This window comes from Streptomyces sp. A0592, from assembly GCF_004795115.1.
Taxonomy (GTDB): Bacteria; Actinomycetota; Actinomycetes; order Streptomycetales; family Streptomycetaceae; genus Streptomyces; species Streptomyces erythrochromogenes.
Map to the genome: position 1 here is coordinate 1 of NZ_SSBM01000101.1, position 889 is coordinate 889.

At 68.3% G+C, this 889-nt stretch carries 1 pseudogene; it reads left to right on the forward strand.

Going from position 1 to position 889, the window contains the following annotated elements:
• Positions 1-38 precede the first annotated feature (38 nt).
• A pseudogene (locus E6U81_RS39525) lies at positions 39-868 on the forward strand (IS5 family transposase).
• Positions 869-889 lie beyond the last annotated feature (21 nt).

Here is an 889-nt window from a genome sequence, read left to right on the forward strand (position 1 = left end):
CGTCAAAGTGATCTTGCGTTGTGGATCATGGTCGGGTGATACGTCGCCATGAACTGTCGGACGCTGAGTGGGAACTCGTGCAGCCGTTGCTGCCTCGGCCCGTGCTGGGGCGGCCGCGGCTGGACGACCGGACGATTCTGAACGGGATCGTGTGGAAGTTCCGGACCGGGGTCGCCTGGCGGGACGTGCCCGACCGGTACGGGTCGTGGGCCAGCCTTCACACCCGTTTCCGCAGGTGGGCGGCGGACGGAACCTTCGAGCGGATGCTCCAGGCGGTGCAGGCGCAAGCGGACGCGGCAGGCGACATCGAGTGGCTGGTGTCGGTGGACTCCACCGTTGTCCGTGCCCACCAGCACGCGGCCGGGGCCCGAAAAGGGGGCTCCGCAGCCCGGCCCTCGGCCGGTCCCGAGGCGGACTGACCAGCAAGATTCACATGGCCTGCGACGGGACGGGCCGCCCCCTCGCGTTCGTCCTGACCGGCGGGAACACCAACGACTGCACTCAGTTCACCGCCGTGATGGACGCGATACGGGTGCCCCGGATCGGTCCGGGTCGACCGCGCGTCAGGCCCGACCACGTCATCGGCGACAAGGGCTACAGCTCGAAGGCCATCCGTACTTGGCTGCGGCGCCACGGCGTCACGCACACGATCCCGGAACGGTCTGACCAGGTCCGCAACCGGACCCGGCGAGGCAGTCGGGGAGGCCGGCCGCCGGCCTTCGACACGCAGGTCTACAAGCGCCGCAATGTGGTGGAACGGTGCTTCAACCGGCTCAAGCAGTGGCGCGGCATCGCGACCAGGTACGACAAGACCGCCCAGTCCTACCAAGCAGCCGTCACCCTCGCGTCGCTCCTGATGTGGGCGTGACACTTTGACGACAACTCCTAG